The following is a 21,591-nucleotide window of genomic DNA, read 5'->3' as shown; positions in this document are numbered from 1 at the left end:
ACTGTAGCACGCAAAAACCATTTATGTCGAGTGATTCAGTTGGAATGGATTTTTAAGTGGCAGGAATGCCGACTTTTTTAATGAAAGCTGCGATGTCGGCTTTAAACAGCAGCAGCAGCGGCCTGCGCTGTTCATCAAAAACCAACAGCTGAGGGGCTTTGCCTCCACATACGAATAAAAACACTTCTTTTACTTGGAGTGAAATATTATTCGTGCTCAGGTTGTATGCTTTTGCAAGTGGAACGCGATAAACATAGGTACAGGTGTTGTCATTCGTTAATTGGGGGGCAAGACCCGTTACAGAGTCCAGCCAGCTGTTTGCCATCTTTTGATAGTCGTCGTCATTCGGTACGGTTAGAACGACCTTGCCGGCTTTTACATCAAAAACTTGAACCGGTCCTACGGTCGGTTGCTCTTTCGCTGTCTCCTGGGCAAAGCCGGTGGAGGCGAAAATAAATAGTGAGCAAGCTGCGCACAGGGCAGCTATCCATTTTTGCAGCTTCATGTTGGCATGCTCCTTGTCTGTATATGGCTTGGTAATTGTACTTGAGTTATCATCCCCATCTTGACACAGAACCATGTGAAGGTATCATTAGGGAAAATGAATGGTTGCATCATAATAGGAGGCTCGCCGAAAATGAATACTGAAAAATTAAACCTTGCGCTGCTGCAAATGGATATAAATGCTGGAAATCCAGAGGCTAACTTTGCCAAGCTTGAGCAAATGCTGGAGAAAGCGGTTAGCGGTGGACGCAAGCTGGACGTTATTGTTTTTCCCGAAATGTGGAACACAGGCTATGCGCTGACGGAAATTGAAACGCTGGCCGATGCGAATGGAGAGAGGACGAAGCAGTTTTTGTCAGCCTTCTCGGCCAAGCATCAAGTGAATATTGTTGCGGGCTCAATCGCGGAAAGCAGGGCGGATGGGGTTTACAATACGATCTTTGCTTTCGACCGCACTGGGGAAACGATTGCCGATTATTCTAAAATCCATCTGTTTCGTTTAATGGACGAGGAGAAATATTTGCAGGCTGGCGATAAGCTGGGCTCATTCCAGATCGGCGGACAGGAAGCCGGCATGATGATCTGTTATGATATCCGTTTCCCTGAGCTTGCTCGCAAGCTGGCGCTTGGAGGTGCCAAGCTGTTATTCGTTCCAGCCGAATGGCCGAATCCGCGCCTGCATCACTGGAAAACGCTGCTGAGCGCCAGAGCGATTGAAAATCAAATGTTCGTCATTGCCTGCAATCGGGTTGGGCAAAGCGGCGAAACGAGCTTTTTCGGGCATTCACTCGTGCTTGATCCGTGGGGGGAAACGATTGCCGAGGGTGGGGAGGACGAAGCGATTATTTATGCGGAAATCGATTTGTCGCTAGTTGATGCCGTTCGAGGCAAAATTCCCGTCTTCGAAGACCGCAGGCCGGGACTGTATTAGAAGCATGAAGAAACATCAGTGCTGCTGTCTGTTTCATCATGCTCCCCAGAAAATTTATTATTTATAGTGGACAATGGTTTTGTTCATCGTTCTAATGAAGGCTTCCGTAGCTTTAGACAGGTAACGGCCCTTGCGGCTGGCGATGACCAGCGTCCGTGATGCTTTGGGCGATAGCGGCAAATAGATGGGGGCGAATTCGCTCCCTCTTTGGCGTGTCAGCATTTTCGGGACGAAAGCGATGCCCATGCCGCCCGCGACGAGCGATTGGACGGTTTCAATATTGCTGCTTTCAAATACGATTTGCGGCGTAAAGCCAGAAGCTTGGCACAGCTCGACTGTAATTTGCCGGAAGCCCTGCCCTTTTTTTAATCCGATAAATGGTTCATTGCGCAATACGCTAATCGGTACAGGCTCTGTGCTTTCCGCAAGCGGATGCTGCGGCGGGATCGCCAAACAGATTTCTTCTTCCATTAATGGCTCCCATGCAAGCGAGGTATCGGCTAGCGGAAGAGATAGCAAGCTGAGGTCGGTGCCGCCGCTTGCCGTAAGCTGCTCCAGCTTTGCTGAAGTATCCTCCACGAGCACAACTTCAATTTGTGGATACTGGGCGCCGAATACCGGCAGGACGAGCGGCAGTATATGCGAGCCCGTAATCGGCAGCGTTCCGACAACGAGGCGTCCGCGCCGCATTTGCGCCATATCGTCCATTTCCTGCTTGAGCTGCTCGATTGCATCAAGGATCGTTTGGGATTTGTCGACAAAAACTTGCCCGGCCTGCGTCAATTCAACGGAGTTGGTCGTGCGCCGAAACAGCAGTACGCCAAGCTCCTGCTCCAGCTTCGACAGCTGCTGGCTGAGCGATGGTTGGGCGATATGCAGCTTTTCCGCTGCGCGGGAGAAGTTTTTTTCAATTGCGATTTGCAGCACATACTGCAGTTGTCTGAGCTCCATGGGCATCCTGCTTTCTTTGTTTTAAATATAAGAATTTATAAGTGTTCTCGTTTAAATACACTTATATTTCTCGGACTGAAACGCGCCGCGCCGCCAAAGGACGGCGATAGCCGTTTCACCTTGCTGGGAAGAGCTTCTTCATTTACCGTTATAGTTTTTACCTATAGACATTATAGATATTATATCTTGGATCAATCAAGTGCCAAGTGTTATGCTTAGAGCATCATTTTGAAGAGAAGTCGAACAATGGGGTGAATTTAATGGCTAAAAGAACGATGTTTGAGAAGATTTGGGACAATCATGTCATTAATCAAGAAGAAGGCAAGCCGAGTATCATTTATATCGATCTTCAACTGGTTCACGAAGTAACTTCGCCGCAAGCTTTCGAAGGTCTTCGCATGTCTGGCCGTAAAGTACGTCGTCCAGATTTGACATTCGCAACGATGGATCACAACGTTCCTACGAAAGACCGCTTTAACATTACAGATCCTATCTCCAAGCAGCAAATTGATACACTGACGCAAAACTGTAAAGATTTCGGCGTAAAGCTGTTTGATCTTGACAATATTGACCAAGGCGTTGTACACGTTATGGGTCCTGAAATTGGTCTTACGCATCCGGGCAAAACGATCGTTTGCGGCGACAGCCATACTTCCACGCATGGTGCGTTCGGCGCGCTGGCATTTGGTATCGGTACTTCCGAGGTTGAGCACGTAATGGCAACACAATGCTTGCAGCAATCGAAAGCAAAAACGATGGAAGTTCGCTTCACGGGCAACCGTAAACCGGGCGTAACGGCAAAAGATATGATTTTGGGCGTTATCGCAAAATACGGTACGGACTTCGCTACTGGCTACGTTATCGAGTACACAGGCGAATCGATTCGCTCACTGACGATGGAAGAGCGTATGACGGTTTGTAACATGTCGATCGAAGGCGGCGCTCGCGCAGGTCTGATCGCTCCTGACGAAACGACGTTCAACTATCTTCGTGGACGCGAGTATGCTCCAGCAGATTATGATGCGGCTGTAGAAGAGTGGAAATTGCTTTCCACTGATGAAGGCGCAACTTATGACACAATCGTTGATTTTGACGTTGATTCCCTGATTCCGCAAGTAACCTGGGGTACTAGCCCTGGTATGGGTACAGATATTACATCTTCGGTTCCTTTCCCAGCACAGCTACCTACGGAAAATGAGCGTAAAGCTGCTGAGAAAGCATTGGAATATATGGATCTGAAGCCAGGTACGCCTATGAACGAAATCGAGATCGATTATGTGTTTATCGGTTCTTGTACAAATGGACGTATTGAGGATCTTCGTGCTGCTGCTGAAATCGCTCGGGGCTACAAAGTTAGCGATAGAGTGACCGCAATCGTCGTTCCAGGCTCAGGCCGCGTTAAAATTCAGGCTGAAAAAGAAGGCCTTGATAAAGTATTTATCGAAGCAGGTTTCGAATGGCGTGAAGCAGGCTGCTCGATGTGTCTGGCGATGAACCCGGACGTTCTGCAACCAGGACAACGCTGTGCTTCGACATCGAACCGCAACTTCGAAGGCCGCCAAGGCCGCGGAGGCCGTACGCATCTTGTATCTCCAGCAATGGCTGTTGCTGCAGCTGTTATGGGCCGCTTTACAGATGTGCGTGATTGGAATGTCAAAACAGAAGTATTGAACTAATCAGGACGTGCGAGAGGGGTATTACCGATATGGAACCATTTAAACAGTTTACGGGCATTGTTGCTCCAGTCGATCGCGTTAACGTAGATACGGATGCGATTATTCCTAAACAATTTTTGAAGCGCATTGAGCGCAGCGGCTTTGGACAGTTTCTATTTTTCGAATGGCGCTTTCATGAGAACGGTGAAGTAAACGCTGAATTTGAACCGAATAAGCCTCGTTATCAAGGCGCTTCCGTGCTCATTTCACGCGCTAACTTCGGTTGCGGCTCCTCCCGTGAGCATGCACCATGGGCGATTCTCGACTATGGCTACAAAGTCGTTATTGCACCGTCTTATGCAGATATTTTCTACAACAACTGCTTCAAAAACGGCATTTTGCCGCTTAAGCTGAGCGAAGAGCAGGTTGAAGATCTGTTCCAGCGCACGGCGAAGCATGAGGGCTACAAGCTGAATGTTGATCTGGAAAACAATCGTCTGACTGATGATTACGGTCTGGAAATCAACTTTGAGCTGGATGAGCACCGCCGCCAGTTCCTTCTGCAAGGACTTGATGATATCGGCCTGACGCTGATGCATGAAGATAAAATTACAGCTTACGAGCAAAAACGCGCTGCAAAAGCGCAAGCATAAGCTAAAAGCAAGAAAAACGATGGCATCCTTTCTATTAGACGCCATCGTTTTGGCGAAACGTATAGAGAAGGATGGAAAAACCATATACTTTCCTATATTTTAAAAAGAGGGCAATTTCCTGTCGGAAAATTTGTCCTCTTTTTTCCTCTATACGCAACTTTTTCTGACGCTATGCGTCTAATATTTTAGTCTGTTTAAGTCGAATGCACCCCATTCGATGAGGGCAATTTCAGTCATCGAGGTGGAAAATGAAGAAATTTGTACCGATTCTGTTGCTCATGTCGTTGTTATTCACGCTGTTTTCCAGTGCAGGACATGCTGCCGAGGTTGTGCCAAAGCTTTATTTGAATGGGGCTTTACTAGATTCGAAGGTAGCGCCGCAAATCGTAGACAACAAGTATACGCTTGTGCCGATTCGGCTCGTGTCGGAGAGTATCGGCTACAAGGTAGGCTGGTCGTCAGCTACACAGACAGTTACTGTACATAATGGTTCTGATTCAATTGTACTTACTATTAACCAGGATGTCGCTTTTGTTAACAATGAGCAGGTGAAGCTGGATACGCCGGCGCTGCTGCAAAAAGGGACAACCCTTATTCCGCTGCGTTTCGTCGGGGAATCTCTCGGAATGCAGGTCAATTGGGATCAGGCGACAAAATCCGTCCAATTGTTTAAAGAACCGGAACCAACTCCTACGCCAACCCCATCGACAGATCCGGTTGTCACACAGCCTGATGGCGTTGTAACAGGTATTTCGTATGACAATGAAAATGCAATTATCATTCATTACGAGGGAAGCGCAGTCTACAATCAGCCCTTCAAGCTAGAAAGCCCGAAACGAATCGTAATGGACATTCCAAAGGTGTCTTATTCGGATACGCTTATAGCGCAGCTGAACTCAGGACAGATCAATCTTGAAGTAGGCGAGCATCCTTATTTGAGCGGCATACGCTATTCCTTGTTCTCGTCAAGCCCGGCAACCGTCCGCATTGTGCTTGATCTGAAAGCAGATGCCGATGTGGATGTCATGAACAGTGCGCTAGGCGAAATTCGCATTAATGTCATTGATCCGCTGCCAGTGGAAGCTACACCGACACCAACACCGACACCGACGCCTTCTGCGACACCAACGCCAACTGCGGGTCCGACACTGCCAGCAAACGGTGTTTATTCGATCGTAATTGACGCGGGGCATGGCGGCTCTGATCCAGGTGCCAAAGGAATTAACGGCAGATGGGAGAAAGAATTTAATCTCAGTATTTCTTTGAAGGTGAAGGCTTTGCTGGATAAGGAATCGAAAATAAAAGCTTATTTATCCCGTCCGGATGACAATTATGTGAAGCTGGAGGATCGGGTAAAGTTTGCTGAAAATCTTAAAGCCAATCTATTCCTGTCTGTGCATGCCAATAGCAATCCAAGCAGTGCCGCAACAGGCACGGAAACCTATTACACAAGAGCTAGCAGCAAAGCATTTGCCGATGCGGTGCATAAGCAGTTTGCTAAAGCAACAGGTCTTAGGGACCGCGGGGTCAAGCAGCAAAGCTTGCATGTAACGAGAGAAACGACGATGCCGGCGATTTTGCTCGAAGCAGGGTTTTTGTCTAATGCCGACGATTACAAGAAGCTGTTTGATGATTCCGTGCAAAACAACATCGCTGCCGGAATTGTAGCAGGAATCAAAGACTATTTAAAGTTATCGTAGAGACAGGGGGATAACAGATGCTGCGAACAGTAAGCCAGTTCATGTTGACTTTATGTATAGTTGGACTCGTTGCGGGCTGCGGCGCGGTAAACAAGCCGGCTGAATCAGGCGCGGGCAGCAGCCCGTCGCCTTCTATTCAGCCATCGGCTGCTCCGACAGCTGAGCCGTCAATTGAGCCTGAAAAACAGACAGCAGAAATAAAGGTATATGCGGGAAATGAAGAACTGGATGGTTTAGTAGAGCAGCAGGTTCAGGTTGCATACAGCTCAGATCTGGAATTAGTTCAAAACGCAATAACAGCACTGCAGCATGTGGAGGGCGAAGGCGCTGTATCACTGTGGAAGCTGATCGAAGTTAAATCGGTGCTGCTGGGAAGCGACGGACAGGTGACGATTGATCTTCATTTGTCTGACGAATCTCGGCTTGGTTCACCTGGCGAAGTATTAGTGCTGGAGACGCTCCAGAAAACATTATTCCAGTTCGACTTTGTAAAAGCCTATGATTTGCTCGTCGATGGAGACAGCGCTGATACGCTGATGGGTCATGTGGAGCTTGAGCATCCAACCGTCAAGCCTTAGCTTTGCCACCAGAGGACGGCGACAGCCTTTTACACGTTTTGAAACTATTCGGGGGGAACGATCATTATGGCATTGTCACGATCATCAAAATCTATTATTGCAGGTACGATTGCATTTTCCGTTTTGGCGGGACCGTTTGTGGTTCCCGCCCCTATTTCGTATGCGGCGACAGTAAGCTCCAATCCGTTTAGCGATGTAGCGTCGAATCACTGGGCGCAAAAGCATATTACAAAGCTTTCATTTCAAGGCATCATTAATGGCTCAAACGGTCTATTCCGCCCAGCTGACAATGTTACGCAGCAGGAAGCGGTTCTTATGGCTTTGCGTTTTATTGGAGCAGCTAATGAAGCCCCAGCTGATGATACCGTTGCGTTCCCAGAAACGTTTGTCATTAAGAGCGACTTTAAGGGCGAAGTTAAGCTCGCTTTCGATAAAGGCTTGCTGGATCAGGCTGAAGAATATGCGCTTGCCGCTTCCGGCGATCAAGCTGTAGGCTGGGGACAGCGACCAGCTACACGGGAATGGGTAACGAAGCTGCTCATTCGTGCTATTAATCAGAAGAGCACAGCGGACAACATGCAAAATGCCGTTTCATCGTTTAATGATGCGGATCAAATTTCCAGCAGCTACCGTGGCTATGTCAATGCTGCTGTTTCACTAGATTTGGTTAAAGGGGTAACAGCAGTCAAGTTCGATCCTAAAGCGAATGTAAACCGTGCAAGCCTTGCAACACTGTTCAGCCGTGCTGAGAAGCTGTATCCGGTTGAATATGCAGGACAAGCAACGGGTGTACTGCTGCAAGCCAGCGACACGGGCATTACGATTTACAGCAAGGAGCAGTCGGCTGTGTATACGCTCAGCGCGAATACGGCCATTTATCGTTATGACTCCGAAACGCCTATTGCAGCTAAGGATCTTGTACAATATGCAAATGTAACGGTTATTACGAAATCAGGTGCGGCTGCTTACGTGGAGCTTCAGGATGACAAGCCGCAAATTAAAACGATAACAGGTACGGTTGGCCGCGTGCTGCCGGATCAGAAGCTGCTATACGTGTGGATCGATAATAAGCCGGTAGAGGTTTATTATGACGACTCGCTTATCGTAGCCGAAACGTCTGGCAAGACGATTGCCATTAGCGACTTGAAGGAGAACAGCGCAATTACAGTGACGCAGGATACGTTCCGTACATCCCCTAAAGCGCTGAAAATTACAGTTGATCAGCAAACAGGAGCAGCCGTGCTGAAAGGCACGTTTATTTCTGGCGATGCAAGTGTCCTTACGTATGAAGACAGCGCAGGCAAGCTGAACTCCAAATTTTTGAACAGCACGGTTGAAATTATAATCGAAGGCATCGTAGGGCCAACGATTGGCGATTTGATTAAAGATGTGGATCAACTGCAAATTACAACGAATGACCAGGATCAGATTACAAAAATCGAGGTCATAAACCGCAACGTTCAGGCGCTTGTTGGAGCTCAGGTGGAAAGCTATAATGCGGACAAAAAATTCCTTGTCGTTTTTGACTCTACAGGAACAAAAGCATATCCGCTTTATTTGACCGAGAAAACAAGAATTGACAATAACGGCAATGCAATCAAGCTGGACGACATCGGAACATGGCTGACAAAAAACCGCAAGCTGACGATTACTTACAGTGGAGATAAGGTAGTGTCCTTGTCGATTGCAAGCAAATATACGGGCAAACTCGTTTCCATTAATGGCTCCAGCAATTCCGTTACGCTGAGCGTGCCTGGCGGCGTTGATGTTACGGTTGCTTATTCGGCGCCAACGGTAGAGGTTCCGGGCATTGCAGCGGCATCTCTGACTGATCTTAAAGTTGGCGATACGATTACAACGGTTATGAATGTGAATCAGGATCGGGCAACGCTCATTCAGGTTCATCGTCCAATCCAATATGAAGTGCGCGCAGTCAACACTGGCACCAAAAAGGTTACGGTCGTTAATGCGCAAAATGTACAGACAGATCTAGTGCTGTCGGGAATCGATATTACAAATGAGACAGGAAGCAAAGTGGCGATTGATACACTTGTTCCGGGCACTTTGATTAATGTCAGCTACATTGGCAAGCAAATTATTGCGGTGAAATCTATCGTCGTATCTTATGGAACTGTTCAATCGGTAGGCACAAACAGCGTTACGCTGACGAATGAGAACGGTCAGACAACAACGGTTGCACTTGGTCAAACATTTTTCATTACGAAGGGCACATCCACTTCTGCGACTACGTCGACGCTCGCAACTGGAGATCGGGTCCAACTGAGCAAAAATGAAAATGATGTGGTGCTGGTCACAGTAGCCGTTGGCCAGACGAGAACGTTTTGGCAGTATGACGCTACGGCTGGACAGCTGTGGACACTCAAAACAACCGATGCGGACAACGCCAATTATTTTTATGTAACAGGCGCAACGAAGCTGCTAAAGGATGGAAAAGCGGTTTCGCTGCAGGACATTAAATACGGCGATCAGATCATCGTTTATGCTTTCAAAAATAAAGCGGTGGAAATCGTAAAAGTGTAAATTGGTAAGGTTATGTGACAAACTGCCCTACGGGGCAGTTTTTTTATGGTTTTTTCAATATTTATGGTGGATTATAGTTGCATGGAGAGACGATTTTCGCTACACTTTGAACGATAGTGTTTGGAATGGGAGAGAGGACGATGAATGCGAAGCAGAAGATGCGACACATATTGGATACTCTTGCGGAGATGTTTCCGGACGCACATTGCGAGCTGAACCATTCTAATCCGTTTGAGCTGACGATTGCCGTCTTGATGTCTGCGCAATGTACCGATGAGATGGTGAATAAGGTAACCGCGAACCTATTTCAAAAGTATAAGCAGCCGGAGGACTATGTGGCGGTTCCGCTAGAAGAGCTGGAGCAGGATATTCGAAGAATCGGTTTATTCCGAAGCAAAGCTTCCAATATTCAAAAATTGTGCCGCATTCTCATTGATAAATATGATGGAGAAACTCCTTCCACGCATGAGCAGCTGGTCGAGCTGCCGGGTGTTGGACGCAAGACGGCGAATGTCGTCATGTCTAATGCGTTTAATGTGCCGGCTATTGCAGTCGATACCCATGTTGAACGTGTATCCAAGCGCCTTAGGGTAGCGAAGCCTGATGATTCTGTGCTGGAAGTTGAGAAGAAGCTCATGAAGCTTGTTCCCAAAGACGAATGGACCCTTACCCATCATCGGCTCATTTTTTTCGGCCGCTATCATTGCAAGGCGCAAAATCCGCAATGCGAGGTTTGTCCGCTGCTGGATATGTGCAAAGAAGGAAAACAACGTATGAAGCCAGGCTTAAACAAGAAGACTGTTAAGAGAGTGGCTAAATAAGGTTGGCTAATAACCAATACTTTTAAAATGAAGGATGATGACAGTGAAGTGTATTTCCGTGTATACAAATAGTTTTGAGCTTTTCTCTGATATTTATGAGCAGGTGCTTAGCTCCCCGCCAGAAGAAAACGAAGATATCGTAGTGGAAGGCGTAACCGTTAGCGGCTCCGGCGACGTGCCTGACCAATACATCGAGCGTATGCGTCAAAAACCGGAAGTCGTTGTTATGCGTGAAAAAGAGCGTAACATTATGATTTTGCAGCATGGCAATGTATTCGAAATTTGCATGCCTTCCGATGATGAGGAAATTGCATAGATTATGGCTGAAATGACGGTACAACGCATTGAAGAAGCAACAATCCTGGCGGCCCGCGAAATGACGGACGCAGGTGATGCGCTGCACGCCAAACAAGTTATGGAGGTACACAGTAAGCTGGCCGAGGGTCGGCTTACTGTTGCTTTTTGCGGTCATTTTTCCGCAGGCAAGTCGACGCTGATCAATCGGCTGTGCGGGGCTCAGCTTCTGCCTTCGAGTCCGATTCCGACCAGTGCGAACGTAGTGTCCATAAGAGGCGGAGCAGAGGCGCGGGCAAGCATCATCACGGAGAAGGATGGCGAGGCGTCTAGCCTCAGTGTTCCTTTGGAGGATCTGGATCGCTATTGCGTAGACGGTGAGCAGTTCCAATCGGTCTCGATCACGTATCCAACAGAAAGATTAGGCAATCATACGGTACTTCTGGATACGCCGGGCATTGACTCTACGGATGATGCTCACCGGATGGCAACGGAATCAGCGCTGCATTTGGCGGATGTCGTGTTTTATGTCATGGATTATAATCATGTGCAATCGGAAATTAATTTTGCGTTTGCCAAGCAGCTTAAGGATTGGGGCAAGCCGTTATATTTTATTGTGAATCAGATTGATAAGCACAGGGAACGCGAGCTAACGTTTGCTGAGTATCGCAAAAGCGTAGAAGAGGCGTTTCAAGCCTGGCATTTGGAGCCAGCGGGAATCGTTTATTTGTCGTTGCGCCAGCCGGATCATCCGCATCAGGAATGGGAGGCGCTTACGCGGCTGCTTGACGAGCTGAAGGAATTACGTGAGCCGCTTGCTGCTTACAGCGTCGATGCTTCGCTGCGCCATCTTGCAGCGGAGCATTTGAAATGGTGCGAGATGCAGGATGAACCGGAGAAGGAGCGGCTGCTTGCCGAGGCAGGCGGAGAAGAGGAAGCGCAGCGGGTGAAGGCGGAGCAAGGCGAGCTGACGCTGCAAATGAAGCAGCTCGAAGCAGAACCGGAACGGCTGCGTCTGGAGCTGCGCCGGGATTTGCAGGCGCTGGTAGACAATGCAATCATTACGCCAGCTCCGGTGCGCGATTTGGCGCATGCGTTTCTGGAAAGTAGAAAGCCGGGCTTCAAGACGGGGCTGCTGTTCGCTGGAGCGAAGACGGCGGCTGAGCAGGAACGCCGTGCGGAGCTGTTCTGTCATGATTTTGCTGGCCAAGTGAATGCGGCAGTTGATTGGCATGTAAAGGATTTGCTGCGCCGCGCCGCTGAGAAAGTCGGCTACGCAGCGGAAACGCTGGAGCAGCAGCTTGCCGAGCAGTTTAGCTGGAAGCCGGATACTTCCTGGCTCATTCAGCGCGTAAATACGGGAGCGGTATTCGGCAACGAATATACGATGACGTATACGCGCGAATTAGCCGCGGAGGTGAAGGAGGTTTACCGGAAGCGCGGCAATGAGCTGATTGACGCGCTGACGGCGCATGTGGCAGAGGCGAGCGAGACGGCCGCTGCAGATGTGCGCGGACGGCTTGCGGCGCTTGATGCGCAGGCCGGGGCGCTAGGGCTGCTTGCGGCGCTGACGGAGCGCGCCGCGCAGCATGCGGCGCAGGTTGCGGGGACGCTGCCGCAGCCAGTGGCGCGGCCGGCGCTGCCGCAGCCGCAACGTGCAGCGGCGGATGCACGCGCGCGCGCAGCTGTAGACGGCGGCGCGGCAGATGCCGCCGCCGGGCAAGAGCTGGGCCGCGCGAGCGAAGCTGCGCAGCGCGGCGATGGGGCGGCAGCGGGCGACGCTGCTGCCGCAAGGGCCAGCGGCGCGGGCGTTGCCGCGACGCCCGCGCAAACTGCGCTCGGCAGCGGCGAAGCGCTGTCGCAGCAGCATGGCGCAGCCGCGCGCTTGCTCAGCGCAGCCGCGCTGCTGACGCCGCACGCGCCGCTAGCCGCGGCCGCGCAGGCGATGCAGGACAAGGCGAACCGGCTCCGCAGCAGCCGGTTCACAATCGCGCTGTTCGGAGCGTTCAGCGCGGGCAAATCCTCGCTCGCCAATGCGCTTATTGGCGAGCCGGTACTGCCGGTGTCGCCGAATCCGACGACGGCGGCGATCAACCGTCTCGTGCCGCCATCGGGCGGCCGCGAGCATGGCACGGCAGGCGTCGTCATGAAATCCCGTGACGCCGTCCTGGAAGACCTGCGCTATTCGCTCGCTTTGCTCGGCGAAGACGCTTCTGACGCTGCGCTGCCGGACGCTGCCGCTCTCATGCGCGCGATCGACCGCCTGTCGCCGGATGCGATTCACGCCGGCGGACGGCCGCACTACAGCTTTCTGCGTGCTGCACGCGCAGGCTGGGAAGCGCATGAGGCGCTGCTTGGCCAGCGCCTCACCGTCTCACAGGCGGAGTACGAGCGCTTCGTAGCGGAGGAATCGCGTTCCTGCTACGTCAGCGAAATCGAGCTTTATTACGATTGCGAGCTGACGCGGCAGGGCATCGTTCTCGTGGATACGCCGGGAGCGGATTCCGTGAACGCCCGCCATACGGGAGTTGCGTTCAATTACATTAAAAATGCTGACGCTGTCCTGTTCGTCACCTATTACAACCATGCTTTTTCACAGGCAGACCGTCAGTTTCTCATGCAGCTTGGACGGGTCAAGGACCAGTTCGAGCTCGATAAAATGTTTTTCCTCGTCAATGCGGCCGATTTGGCAGCTGATCAGGAGGAGCTTGCGGGCGTCCTGAAGCATGTGGAGCATAATCTGCTCCAGCATGGCATTCGTTCGCCGCGTCTCTATCCGGTTTCAAGCCTGGACGGTCTCGACGCGAAACAAAATGGCGATGGCGAGCTGCTGGCACGCTCGGGCATTGACGCTTTTGAGCGCTCCTTCCTGCATTTCGTAAGCGAGGATTTAGGGAAGCTTGCAATCGACGCAGCCGAGCAGGAAATTGTCAGGGCGGCAGCTACCGTAAATGGCTGGCTGAACAGTGCCACAGGCGATGCGGCTACGAGAGAGCAGGAGCGCAGAGGGCTGGCTGAGCTTCAAGAGCAGGCACAACTGCTGCTTGCTTCTTATCGTTCCAGCGAGGCGCCGCCACAGCAGGCACAGGAGCTAAGCGAGCTGCTCTATTACGTCGTGCAGCGCCAGCAGCTTAGATTCGGTGAATTTTACAACTACGCGTTTAATCCTTCTGTCTTGCAGGATGATGGTCGCGATTTGAAGAAGATGATTTGGACGGCTTGGCTTGATTTGCAGCGGCAAATTCAGATGGAACTGGCGCAGGAGCTGCAAGCGACCTCGCTGCGTCTAGAGCGAATTTTGAATGGCCTTTTGCGCAAGCAATTTGACAGCTGCGCTTCTGAGCTTGCCGCTCTGCTAACGGGCTATCAATCCATCCCGTATGAGACGGCGACCATTCCTACTCCGGAAATCGACGTCGATTGGACGACAACGGATATTACAGGAAAATGGCTGTGGAGCCGCTTTAAATCGCCGCGGCAATTTTTCGAGGGCGACGGTAAAGGGCAGCTGCGCAAGGAGCTTGAAGCGCTGCTCATTCCATCACTCCAGCAGTGGATGGCTGCCGAGAACAGGCAGTGGACCGAGCGCTACAGCGTGCTTTGGAAAAAGTACGCCGAGCAGTCAGGCGAGCAGCTGCAGCAGGACGTTGTCAACTATGTAGAGGGCAAGCGCATCTCGCTAGCGGATAATGCCGATGTGGGTCAATTGCGCGAGCTGCATCAGCAATTGATTCATCTTCATAGCGCAACAATTGCATAAGCTTTCATCTAATAATAGTCTGAATGCTTTCAGCGACTGATAACAGTTGCTGAAAGCATTTTTTATTTTGCCAGGCGATTATAAGTTTCACACTTGTAAGCGGATTATATTTCACCCTCTAAACGGCAGCTTTGCTGCCTGAGGACGGCGACAGCCGTTTACGCTTGTGGGGCAATCCATTTATTTGGCATATGTTTTGAAAACCGTCTGTGTTTCAATAAAAAGTCTATTTATGCAGCCAAGCCACGTAAAATTGTTTAGGCTTGTTTTGTGTGTTTCTGTGCAAAAATGGCGTAAGACGCACACTTTAGGGATGATTTAAGACGATACTTGAGCATAGGTTAGTTAGTGTTTCCAAATTGCCATAATCGGCTGTTTCAATGTAATATACGGAAATTTACTCAGATTGCTCCTGTCATGGGATGCTGATAATATTCATTCATGCTTACAAAAAAGAACAGGGAGTGGGATTTGTTTGGACGTCTTTAGGCAACTCAAACGATTTTACTGGGTCGAACGAAAATTCCTTCTGACCTCCATCGTCTGCCTGATGTTTGCGACAGCGCTCGGACTCGTATATCCGAATTTGCTTCGCATCTTAATCGACGATGTCATTAAAGAAGAGCAGTATGGCAAGGTGCCAGCGTTAGCGCTAACCGTTGTCGGGGTTGTGACGTTAAAGGGATTAATGCAATTTTTACATGGCTTTTTTGGGGGAAGGATCGGCAATCGAGTAGCTTTTAGGCTTCGCAATGCTTGTTATGACAAGTTGCAATCGTTATCTTTTCAATATTATGACAAAGCGAAAACAGGCGATCTCATGTCGCGCTTGACCGCGGATTTGGAAGCGATCCGCAACTTTATCGGCTTTGGCTTCGCCCAAATTTTGAACGTGGTGCTGATGGTCGTGTTCGGCGGAGCGATGATGCTGTCCATCCACTGGCAGCTGACATTAATTACATTGGTTACGATCCCGCTGCTGGTGTTTACAGCTTTGCGCTTCGAGCGCAGAATCCACCCGGCCTTTCAGGAAATGCGCCGCGCGCTCAGCAGCCTGACGACGGCCGTTCAAGAAAACATTACTGGCGTTCGCACGGTAAAATCCTTTGCCCGCGAGCCGCATGAAGTGAACAAATTTTCGGTGAAAAACGAAGCTTATCAGACGAACCAGATCGGTGCAGCGAAAATATGGGCGCATTATTTCCCTATTATGGAATTATGCGCAAACATAAGCGCAGTCATTCTGCTTCTAGCAGGTGGAATGCTCGTCATTAGAGGAGAGCTCAAGCTTGGCGAGCTAGTTGCCTTTTTCAGCTTAACTTGGTACATTATCGGCCCGATGTGGGGCATTGGGTTCCATATTAACAACTATACGCAATCCAAAGCTTCCGGCGAGCGGGTGCTGAACCTGCTGAACGAGCATGTCCATGTGAAAAACCTCGAGCATGCTATTGTGCTGGACGATCAATTGGTTAAAGGGCATGTCCGTTTCAACAATGTAACCTTTCATTATCCAGATAAGGCTCCGGCATTAACGAATATCTCGATTGATGCGCCGGCAGGCTCGGTAATTGGTTTTCTGGGAGCTACAGGCTCTGGAAAATCGACGGTTATCCAGCTCCTCATGCGCGCCTACAATGTGAAAGAGGGCAGCATTACGCTGGATGGCATGGATATTCGTGACATTGACGTGTTCAGCCTCCGCAGACAGATGGCTCCTGTTTTTCAGGAAACGTTTCTGTTCTCCGCTTCCATTCGCACGAATCTGGCTTACGGCATGCAGGACGTAACGGATGAGCAGATTGAACGCGCTGCGAAGCTGGCGAAGGCACATGATTTTATTATGGAAATGCCGGAGGGCTATGACACCATTGTCGGTGAAAGAGGAATGGGTCTGTCTGGCGGACAGAAGCAGCGGATCGCGATTGCCCGCGCCCTTATTAAAAATCCGCATATTCTCATTCTTGATGATGCGACGAGCGCTGTAGATATGGAAACGGAGCATGAAATTCAGGCTGGCTTCAAGGAGCTCATGGCTGGCCGCACGACCTTCATTATCGCCCACCGTATTTCCTCGCTGCGCCATGCGGATGAAATTATCGTTTTGGATCAAGGCGTTGTTGTGCAGCGTGGCACGCATCAGCAATTGCTCGCGCAGCCTGGCCCTTATCGCGATACTTACAAAATTCAATACGCCGACTTTCCGCTCGAAGAGCTCGAGCAGGCGGGCGCGCAGTGGAAGGAGGGGGCGCTCTGATGAGCAGCACATCCGGCACGGATAAATACGATAAAAAAGAACGTTTTATTTACAAAGATGATGATGCGATCGAGAGGCCGTTTAACTGGGCGCAGGTGGGCAGATTGTTCGTTTATATGAAGCCTTATAAGCGCCAGCTGATCCCGGCCATCTTCATGATGATTATTGGCACACTGACGCGGCTCGCGACTCCCGCACTCGTCATCCTCGCGATTGACGAGGCCATCCAGCCGGCTGAAGGCGCGGCAAGCTTGCCAAAGCTTTACCTTTATGCTGGCCTAATGCTGCTGCTGTATGTCGTTCAATGGGCTGCCAACAGTTACCGGATCAAATATACGAATATTATTGGACAAAAGGTCATTTATGACCTGCGGCAGGATCTATTCAAGCATATCCAGAAGCTTAGCTTCCGCTTCTTCGACAAGCGTCCGGCAGGCTCCGTGCTTGTACGGGTTACGAATGACGTTAACGCCCTTCAGGACTTGTTCACGAACGGTGTTGTCAACCTGCTGATGGACTGCGTGCAGCTGCTCGGGATCGTTGTCATTTTGCTGGTCTGGAATTTCAAGCTGGGGCTTGCGATCATGGTGACGGTACCGTTGATGTTTATCGTTTCGACTGCGCTGCGCAAACGGATCCGCTTTGCTTGGCAGGACGTGCGGATGAAGCAATCGCGGATTAATGCCCACTTAAACGAAAGCATCCAGGGGATGAAAGTAACGCAAGCTTACGTCCAGGAAAAAGACAATATGCGTTTCTTCGACTACATGAATACGGTGAATGTGAAATCATGGAATAAGGCATCGGCGCTCAACCAAGCGTTTGGTCCGGTCATTGAAATCACCTCAGCGCTCGGTACATTTATTTTGTTCTGGTACGGTGCTCATCTGATTCAGCAGGGCGCGATTACAATCGGCTTGCTCGTCGGCTTCGCCAACTATATTGGAAACTTCTGGGACCCGATTAATCGGCTCGGCCAAATGTACTCCCAGCTTCTGATTGCGATGGCATCCTCCGAGCGGATTTTTGAATTTATCGATGAGGAGCCAAATGTAAGCGAGAAGAACGCAGCGAAGGCGCTGCCGAATATTCGCGGCGACGTTGTGTTTGACAACATTATTTTTGAATATGAAAAAGGGCGCCAAGCGCTCAAGGGCATTAGCCTGGAGGCCAAGGCTGGCCAATCAATCGCTCTCGTTGGGCATACAGGCTCCGGCAAAAGCACAATCATCAACCTGCTTTGCCGTTTCTATGATCCTGTAAGCGGCAGCGTGAAGATTGACGGGAAGGATATTCGCGATGTCACGATCGAAAGCTTGCGCTCTCAGGTCGGCATCGTTATGCAGGACACGTTCATTTTTTCGGGCACGATTCGCGACAATATTCGTTACGGCAGACTTGGTGCATCGGATGCGGATATTGTGGAAGCAGCTAAAGCGGTGCATGCCCATGACTTCATTATGAATTTGCCGGATGGCTATGATACGGAAGTAGAGGAGCGCGGCAACATATTGTCAATGGGCCAGCGCCAGCTGCTTTCCTTTGCAAGAGCGTTGCTTGCGAATCCGCGCATTCTCATTCTCGATGAAGCTACAGCAAGCATTGATACCGATACGGAGCTGAAAATTCAGGAGGCGCTTAAGACGCTGCTTGCTGGACGGACATCCTTCATGATTGCCCATCGCCTGTCAACGATTCGCAATGCCGATGAAATTATCGTGCTGGATCACGGCCGCATCGTCGAGCAGGGCAAGCACGAAACGCTTATTGCCAAAAAGGGCATATACAATGGGCTGATTGAAGCCCAATATCGTTTCTTGTCAGCTTAAGTCGAATCGAAGCGGTCAAGGTCTTGATTTTTACTGCAGGAACCTCCACAATGGAAGAAAAAACAATTCGGAATCGGAATCGCTGCCCTGAAGGGGCAGCCGCCGACAATTATCCGGTTTGCTTCCAGGAGGTTCTTTTTATTATGTATGGATCACCATTGTCTGGAGCTTCGCGCAAGCTTATGCTGCTGGGATCAGGAGAGCTTGGCAAGGAGGTGGCGCTCGAAGCGCAGCGGCTCGGCGTTGAGACGATTGCTGTGGATCGCTATGAGAACGCGCCGGCGATGCAGGTTGCTCATCGCTCTTATGTGGCTGATATGCTGGATGGAGCAGCACTTAGACGAATCATTGAAGAGGAGCGCCCAGACTATATCGTGCCGGAAATTGAAGCGATTGCAACCGAAACGCTGCTGGAGCTTGAACAGGAGGGCTTCCGCGTCATTCCAACGGCCCGCGCTGCGTGGCTGACGATGGACCGGGAAGGCATTCGCCGCCTCGCTGCCGAGCAGCTTGGCCTGCCGACGGCCGCCTACCGTTTTGCCGATACGCTGGAGGAGCTGCGTGAAGCGGCAGCAGCGCTAGGTTTCCCATGTGTCATTAAGCCGATCATGAGCTCATCTGGCAAAGGGCAAAGCGTCTGCCGCAGCGAAGCGGAAATTGAAGCCTGCTGGAGCTACGCCATGGAAGGCGGTCGCGCAAAGAAGCAGCGGATTATCGTTGAAGGCTTTATTACGTTTGAATCGGAAATCACGCTGCTTACGATTCGCTCTGTATCAGGCACAAGCTTCTGTGCGCCTATTGGCCATGTGCAGAAGGATGGCGATTACATCGAATCATGGCAGCCGCATGCGATGAGTACCGAGCAAATCGAGCAGGCGGAGGAAATTGCCCGCAAAGTGACCGAAGAGCTGGGCGGCTACGGCCTCTATGGCGTCGAATTGTTCCTTACGCAGGGTGGTGTGCTGTTTAGCGAGGTTTCTCCACGTCCGCATGATACGGGCATGGTTACGATGGTGACGCAGGATTTGTCTGAGTTTGCGCTGCATGTTCGCGCTGTATTGGGCTTTCCGATTCCAACGATCAGGTTGCTGTCGCCAGGTGCTTCACACACGCTCAAAGCGGATCGCGAAAGCAGCGAGTTCCGTATTGGCGGTGTGAAGGAAGCGCTGGCGCTGCCGCATACGCAGGTGCGTGTATTTGGCAAGCCGGAGACGAAGGTTGGGCGCCGGATGGCTGTTGCGCTCAGCACGGCTGCAGATGTGGAGCAAGCACGGGAAACGGCGCGGCAAGCGGCGGAGCTGCTGCACATCACATACGGAGAATAAGCTGCAGAAGGGCTGCCGCGTCCAGTTATCGTATGGGCGCAGCAGCCCTTCTTTCCCGAAATATAAGCTTTGCCGCCAAAGGACGGCGATAGCCGTTTCACCTTACCTATTTTGTTTTTTTCCAATACACACCTGTTGAATCTATCGTGACGAGCGGATCAGTAATATGATAGGCGTTGCGGAAATCGGTTACAGCTGCGGAGCAATAGCCAATGGAATAATCGTCAATAACGATAAAGCCGCCGATGGTTACTTTGGGATACAGATGGGTCAGCGCATCCATCGTCGAGGAATACATGTCGCCATCGAGGCGTGCTATTGCTATTTTATTCGTTGGCGCCGCCGGCAGCGTATCCTTGAACCAGCCTTTAAGAAAAATAATGCCATCGTCATACAAATCGTATTTTTGAAAATTGCTGATGACCTCAGGCAGGGAAACGCGCAAAAAGTCCTGTTCGTGAAATTTCGAGGTTTCGTCGATCGGACAGCGGGCCTCCGGCTTTGGCAGTCCTTCAAAGGAATCGGCGACGATGACTTTCCGGTTCGTTATGCCATGTACTTTTAGAAAGCCGCGCATAAAAATACATGTTCCGCCGCGCCATACGCCTGTTTCAATGAAATCACCCTCGATATTGTTGCTAATGACAGCATTCATAAGCTGATGCAGATGATTCATGCGGATACGCCCGATCATACTATGTGCGATGAGTGGCCAATCGAGGCCTTGAAAGCGATTTTCCTTCGTAGCGCCAGGCTCATGCTCCAGCCAAATTTCAAATAATATTGCTTTTTTCAACATTTCCAAATACATCTCTTTTGGTGTATTATTGCTCATAATCACAGTCCTTTTCTTTTTTATGGTTAACGTATGAATATGAATCAAGTTTGAAAATGGCTTGTGTATACGACCACTGGCGCGAAAAACTTATACATCGCCCATCATTTGTAAATGATTGAGAAAAAGGAGTGAGACAAGCGATGCGTTCATCAAAAAGATTAGGCATTATAATTGGCAGCTGCTCCCTGTTAATCACGATATTAATGCTTGTAGGCATTGGTTATTCGATTAAGGATCAGTTGTTTCCCTCTGTTTCGGCACAACCGCAGGGTACGGCGCTGCCAGGCCAGACGCCTGAGAAAAATCAGCTTCGCATTGTAGCGATTGGCGATTCTCTGACCAAGGGTGTTGGTGATTCTACAGGCGAGGGTTATGTCAAGCAGGTCGTAGACAGCTTGGCTGCTGATCCGGACAAGCAGGCGGAGCTCGTCAACAATTTGGGCATTAGCGGCCTGAGAGCCGACCAGCTTGCAGAAAATTTAAAGACGGATAAGGGCATCGCTTATGCGCTTCAGCAGGCCAATGTCATTTTGCTGACGATTGGCGGAAATGACCTGTTTCAATCGCTGCAGGGTGCTGGGGATTCCAATACTTCTGCAACTGCTGAACAAAGCATGTCGCTCGAGCAGGTAGAGAAAGGGCTTGAGGAGGGCTTGAAGCGGCTGGATGATGTCCTGTCGGAGCTGCACCGAATTAATCCGGACGCCCGCGTCATTTATATGGGCCTCTATAATCCGTTTTTTGATGTAGAAGAGCTGCGGGATGGCAGCTTGCAGGTACAGAAGTGGAATGAAAGAGCTTATGAAATGCTGCATGGATATTCGAATATGACGATGGTACCGACGTTTGATTTATTTGAGGAACGTATTGGCAGCTACTTGTCCTCAGACCATTTTCACCCGAATCATGAAGGTTACAAACAAATTGCGCAGCGGTTCGTGCAGGCGTTGTAGC

General features: G+C 50.3%; 16 protein-coding genes. 13 read left to right on the top strand and 3 right to left on the bottom strand.

Going from position 1 to position 21,591, the window contains the following annotated elements:
- Positions 1-52 precede the first annotated feature (52 nt).
- A complete protein-coding gene (locus ACSR9A_RS12130; protein ID WP_341278103.1) occupies positions 53-505 on the bottom strand; it encodes a hypothetical protein in 453 nt (150 codons plus the stop codon).
- Between the two features lie 132 nt (positions 506-637).
- Between ACSR9A_RS12130 and ACSR9A_RS12125 the strand changes: the two genes are divergently transcribed.
- Positions 638-1,435 carry a carbon-nitrogen family hydrolase gene (locus ACSR9A_RS12125; protein WP_473757470.1) on the top strand — a complete coding sequence of 266 codons (798 nt, stop codon included), beginning with the start codon at positions 638-640 and terminating at the stop codon, positions 1,433-1,435.
- Between the two features lie 57 nt (positions 1,436-1,492).
- Here the strand turns inward: ACSR9A_RS12125 and ACSR9A_RS12120 are convergent, their stop codons facing one another.
- Positions 1,493-2,386, bottom strand: coding sequence for a LysR family transcriptional regulator (locus ACSR9A_RS12120; protein ID WP_046234749.1), 894 nt, complete (start codon positions 2,384-2,386; stop codon positions 1,493-1,495).
- 260 nt (positions 2,387-2,646) lie between these two features.
- Here ACSR9A_RS12120 and leuC point away from each other — a divergent pair, with 260 nt between their 5' ends.
- From leuC to purT, 11 genes are all read left to right on the top strand, one after another.
- Positions 2,647-4,062 (top strand): 3-isopropylmalate dehydratase large subunit, encoded by a 1,416-nt coding sequence (leuC, locus tag ACSR9A_RS12115; protein ID WP_341278101.1) that lies wholly within the window; start codon positions 2,647-2,649, stop codon positions 4,060-4,062.
- Positions 4,063-4,091: 29 nt separating this feature from the next.
- A complete protein-coding gene (leuD, locus tag ACSR9A_RS12110; RefSeq protein WP_473757469.1) occupies positions 4,092-4,694 on the top strand; it encodes a 3-isopropylmalate dehydratase small subunit in 603 nt (200 codons plus the stop codon).
- A 248-nt stretch (positions 4,695-4,942) separates the two neighbouring features.
- Positions 4,943-6,394, top strand: coding sequence for an N-acetylmuramoyl-L-alanine amidase family protein (locus tag ACSR9A_RS12105; protein WP_473757468.1), 1,452 nt, complete (start codon positions 4,943-4,945; stop codon positions 6,392-6,394).
- 17 nt (positions 6,395-6,411) lie between these two features.
- Positions 6,412-6,972, top strand: coding sequence for a GerMN domain-containing protein (locus ACSR9A_RS12100; protein ID WP_473757467.1), 561 nt, complete (start codon positions 6,412-6,414; stop codon positions 6,970-6,972).
- A 66-nt stretch (positions 6,973-7,038) separates the two neighbouring features.
- On the top strand, positions 7,039-9,513 hold the full coding sequence (locus ACSR9A_RS12095; protein ID WP_473757466.1) for an S-layer homology domain-containing protein: 2,475 nt from the start codon (positions 7,039-7,041) through the stop codon (positions 9,511-9,513).
- A 140-nt stretch (positions 9,514-9,653) separates the two neighbouring features.
- Positions 9,654-10,334, top strand: a complete 681-nt coding sequence (gene nth / locus ACSR9A_RS12090) for an endonuclease III (protein ID WP_473757465.1) — start codon at positions 9,654-9,656, stop codon at positions 10,332-10,334.
- Between the two features lie 43 nt (positions 10,335-10,377).
- Positions 10,378-10,650: an NAD/NADP transhydrogenase alpha subunit gene (locus ACSR9A_RS12085; RefSeq protein WP_338551653.1), complete on the top strand. Its 273-nt coding sequence runs from the start codon at positions 10,378-10,380 to the stop codon at positions 10,648-10,650.
- Between the two features lie 3 nt (positions 10,651-10,653).
- A complete protein-coding gene (locus ACSR9A_RS12080) occupies positions 10,654-14,388 on the top strand; it encodes a dynamin family protein (RefSeq protein WP_473757464.1) in 3,735 nt (1,244 codons plus the stop codon).
- A 475-nt stretch (positions 14,389-14,863) separates the two neighbouring features.
- A complete protein-coding gene (locus tag ACSR9A_RS12075) occupies positions 14,864-16,645 on the top strand; it encodes an ABC transporter ATP-binding protein (RefSeq protein ID WP_473757463.1) in 1,782 nt (593 codons plus the stop codon).
- The gene (locus tag ACSR9A_RS12070) at positions 16,645-18,474 is read left to right on the top strand and encodes an ABC transporter ATP-binding protein (RefSeq protein WP_473757462.1); all 1,830 of its coding nucleotides are present in this window, start codon (positions 16,645-16,647) and stop codon (positions 18,472-18,474) included. The genes ACSR9A_RS12075 and ACSR9A_RS12070 overlap by 1 nt, the downstream gene beginning before the upstream one ends.
- Positions 18,475-18,617: 143 nt before the next feature.
- Positions 18,618-19,799, top strand: coding sequence for a formate-dependent phosphoribosylglycinamide formyltransferase (gene purT, locus ACSR9A_RS12065; protein WP_473757461.1), 1,182 nt, complete (start codon positions 18,618-18,620; stop codon positions 19,797-19,799).
- 106 nt (positions 19,800-19,905) lie between these two features.
- On the opposite strand, the gene ACSR9A_RS12060 is transcribed toward purT, so the two are convergent.
- Positions 19,906-20,634 carry a TylF/MycF family methyltransferase gene (locus ACSR9A_RS12060; protein WP_473757460.1) on the bottom strand — a complete coding sequence of 243 codons (729 nt, stop codon included), beginning with the start codon at positions 20,632-20,634 and terminating at the stop codon, positions 19,906-19,908.
- 143 nt (positions 20,635-20,777) lie between these two features.
- Between ACSR9A_RS12060 and ACSR9A_RS12055 the strand changes: the two genes are divergently transcribed.
- Positions 20,778-21,590, top strand: a complete 813-nt coding sequence (locus ACSR9A_RS12055) for a GDSL-type esterase/lipase family protein (protein WP_473757459.1) — start codon at positions 20,778-20,780, stop codon at positions 21,588-21,590.
- The last annotated feature ends 1 nt before the right edge of the window (position 21,591 follow it).

The organism is Paenibacillus sp. R-74696, from assembly GCF_055814915.1.
The sequence above is the reverse complement of the archived record's forward strand: the minus strand, read 5'-3'. Positions and strand labels throughout refer to the sequence as shown.